We start from the raw sequence: 3,440 nt of genomic DNA on the forward strand, positions 1-3,440 counted from the left end.
AATTTTCCAAGGGCAAAAAAGTCGCACGCTTGCGGAAAAACGAGCCTATAGTCGTGGACCCATACGATTCATGTCACCCTGACGGCATTCTGCTGATGTACTTTATTTGTTTCGGATTGCGAATTAATGTAGATAAAAATTAATAAATAACCCCGGCAAGCGTTCCGATATCTGCAACGCGCCGTTGGATAGCGCTCAAACTGGCACATGGGCGCAACACGTCTTAACAATGAACCAACGAATCTATTCGCTCGCATGCAATTTTGCTCCAAGGCAGGGCGCCGACGTTTTATGCTGATATGCGCGTCGCTGCCCTGTGCGACATCGATCTCAAGTCGTGCTGCTAGTTCGCTTACGTCTCAGAACAGTGCGCTAAAACGAGTTTTCGCCCACTACATGGTGGCGTGGCCTCGCGGCGGGCCGCAAGCGAGCGTTGAATCCTATCAAGCTGAGATTAGAGATGCCCAGGCGAGCGGAATCGACGGATTTTCGCTCAATTGCGGTGGCTGGGAACGCAGCGAGCCGCACTACAAGCGTCGCGTCCTGCGCATTTTCGAAGCCGCAGACAGGCTCGGATCCGGGTTCAAGTTGTTCGTATCGGCGGATGGAAAGGCGCAGGACGAGATCGCCGATATTGTCGCGACCACGCGCGGATTGAAGGCCCAATTAATGGTCAATGGTGCGCCCGTTCTATCCGCCTACGCAGCGGGCGGAAACGGTTTCGCCGATGGGGCCGCGTTAATAAGCCAGGCCCGGGAACTCGGTGTTTTCTTCGTTCCACACTTTTTCCCAAGCACTGGCGAGCGGCAAATCACAAGCGTCGAAGCCAGCGAAGTCGTGCGTCGCTTAGGTGATGCTGGCGGCTATTTTTACTTCGGCGCCGCGGGCGCGCCTTCGTTGATTGCCAAGTCAACGCAAGCACTTGGAGCGGCGCTCAAGACCAGGCGCAAACTGTTCATGGCACCGGTTACGCCCTACTATTGCGGGTTGGCGGCCGGCACGAACTATCGCGCGTTCGAAACCGACGGGCTCTCCGGCATGGCAGCCGAGTGGGAAGCCGCGATGGCGTCCGACGCGACGTGGGTACAGATCGTCACCTGGAACGATTGGGCCGAGTCCACCTACGTCGCGCCTATTGGCGATTCGAGCCGCGCGCGGATTTATGACGATCGCTTTGGCGACCTGCTGTCCCATGCTGGATACCTCGATGCCAGCGCGTACTACATCAAGTGGTTCAAGACGGGCGTCAAGCCGGAAATTACGAAGGATCGGTTGTTTTATTTTTATCGGCTGCAGGAGCCTGGGTCAACGCGCTTGAATGCTCCGGCTTCGCGCGATGCCATCTTGCCGCCGCGATCGAATACGTCCTTGTCATCCAAGATCCACGTGTCATTGTTCCTGACGGCGCCGGCCGTGCTTTCCGTCATGCTGGCTGACTCCGTTCAAGTCTTCAATGCGCCGCGCGGAATCACGCATGTCAGCGTCGATTCAGGCCTTGGGACACCACGCTTCATGTTGCATAGGCAAGGCGAACGGGTGATCGATAAAACCGGCGAGCAAGCTATTACAGTCAGCGACGCCTCCAGTCGATACAACTACTTTTCGGGCAGCGCGACGGCCGGGGAGTTCGGGTGAAGTAGGGCGCCTAAACGGACTTTTTAGTACGCCAGGACCCATCCTGATGGCTATCGGATATCACTCGATTGATCAGACGTGCTTGTAGTAGAAGGTCGTCTCGCAGAACGCGCCATCTGGCATCAGCGCGTACTTTGGCACCGCTCCTACGCGCTGCCAGCCTGCCCGTTCATAGAGCCGCTCGGCATCTCCGCCAGTGACCGTATCGAGCACGAGTACGGTCTTGCCTTCCTCGCGCGCTACTTCTTCGGCGGCAGCCATTAGGCGTTGGGCGATACCTTGACGCCGGCTCTTGCGGGAAACCAGCATTTTGGCGATGTCTGCGCGATGCGGCTGGTTATCCGGCTGCAACATGATCATCTGCACGGTACCGAGAACCTGGCCGTCACGATCTTCAGCGACGAGCAGCGCGCGCTCACCGCGGGCCACGCCTTCGGCAACGCCGCGCCAGAACGCCAATGCTTTCTCGCGTGAGAGCGGCAGCATGAAGCTGACCGAAGCGCCGCCCTCGACGCAATCGACCAGCACGTCGGCCAGCGCCTCCGCATAGATCGCAGCTTCATCGGGGCCAATGCGTCGTACGGTCAGGTTGTCGATCATCCGTTTCTCCGGGAATCGGTAAAAGGAAGGGTGGGGACCCTCAGGATACGGCGAGCGATCAGAACCACCATGAGTAACTCGCGAACGCCGGTTGCGCGAAAGCGTTCCAATTTGAAACAGGTGATGTGGCTCGCGCCCGATAACGCGATCGATTTTGCGACAGGCGAAAGTCTCCATTTTTCTGTCAATCACTAGCGTTTCCTGGCGCATCATACGGTTAAAGCCTGCTGCGCGGAATGACCAGCGACTGGCGCACAAGTTGCTTGGTAGTAGATCGCTGTAAAGAAAATTAAATAGCGTCAGCCCTGCACCGCTCGAGCGCTGATCCGACACGCCGGCACGCATTCCATAGAAAGGCAAAATACGATGTCCTCCATGATGAAAGCAGCTGTATTCGTCGAACCCGGCCGTATCGAAATCGCCGAAAAGCCGATTCCCGATGTCGGCCCCAACGACGCGTTGATTCGGATCACCACCACGACCATCTGCGGCACCGACGTCCACATCCTCAAGGGCGAATATCCCGTCGCCAAGGGTCTCACGATCGGCCACGAACCGGTTGGCATTATCGAAAAGCTGGGCAGCGCAGTTGTGGGCTACCAAGAGGGCCAGCGCGTGATCGCCGGCGCGATCTGCCCCAATTTCAACTCGTACGCAGCGATGGACGGCTACCCGTCACAAGACGGCAGCTACCTCATCCCCAAGGGCTTGTGCGGATGCCACGGCTACAAGGCGACGGCGGGTTGGCGTTTTGGCAATCTCATCGATGGCACCCAGGCTGAATATGTGCTGGTGCCCGATGCCCAGGCCAACCTCGCTCCGATTCCAGACGGCCTGACTGACGAGCAGGTGTTGATGTGCCCGGACATTATGTCGACCGGCTTCAAGGGGGCGGAAAACGCCAATATCAAGATTGGCGACACCGTGGCCGTGTTCGCGCAGGGCCCAATTGGCTTGTGCGCCACGGCAGGCGCGCGCTTGCTGGGCGCCAGCACCATCATCGTGGTGGATGGCAACGAACAGCGACTGGCCGTAGCCAAGAAAATGGGGGCCGATGTCACGCTCAACTTCAAGGAGTGCGATGTAGTCGATGAAATCATTAAACTAACCGGCGGCCGTGGCGTCGATTCGTCGATCGAGGCGCTGGGCACGCAGGGAACATTCGAATCGGCCCTTCGCATCCTTAAGCCTGGCGGCACGCTCTC

General features: G+C 58.1%; 3 protein-coding genes. 2 read left to right on the top strand and 1 reads right to left on the bottom strand.

The features are described from left to right. Positions 1-291 precede the first annotated feature (291 nt). Positions 292-1,635, top strand: a complete 1,344-nt coding sequence (locus WCA53_RS12180; protein ID WP_423909928.1) for an endo-1,3-alpha-glucanase family glycosylhydrolase — start codon at positions 292-294, stop codon at positions 1,633-1,635. 72 nt (positions 1,636-1,707) lie between these two features. Here the strand turns inward: WCA53_RS12180 and WCA53_RS12185 are convergent, their stop codons facing one another. Then, on the bottom strand, positions 1,708-2,235 hold the full coding sequence (locus tag WCA53_RS12185) for an N-acetyltransferase family protein (RefSeq protein WP_423909932.1): 528 nt from the start codon (positions 2,233-2,235) through the stop codon (positions 1,708-1,710). A gap of 366 nt (positions 2,236-2,601) precedes the next feature. On the opposite strand from WCA53_RS12185, the gene WCA53_RS12190 reads away from it, so the two are divergent. Next, a partial coding sequence (locus tag WCA53_RS12190; RefSeq protein WP_423909936.1) for a zinc-binding dehydrogenase occupies positions 2,602-3,440 on the top strand: 839 nt, incomplete at its 3' end.

The organism is Caballeronia sp. (assembly GCF_049581465.1).
Taxonomy (GTDB): Bacteria; Pseudomonadota; Gammaproteobacteria; order Burkholderiales; family Burkholderiaceae; genus Caballeronia.

Coding starts and splice junctions, on each gene's coding strand:
- WCA53_RS12180 (WP_423909928.1), top strand. CDS start 292: ATGCTGATATGCGCGTCGCTGCCCTGTGCGACATCGATCTCAAGTCGT.
- WCA53_RS12185 (WP_423909932.1), bottom strand. CDS start 2,235: ATGATCGACAACCTGACCGTACGACGCATTGGCCCCGATGAAGCTGCG.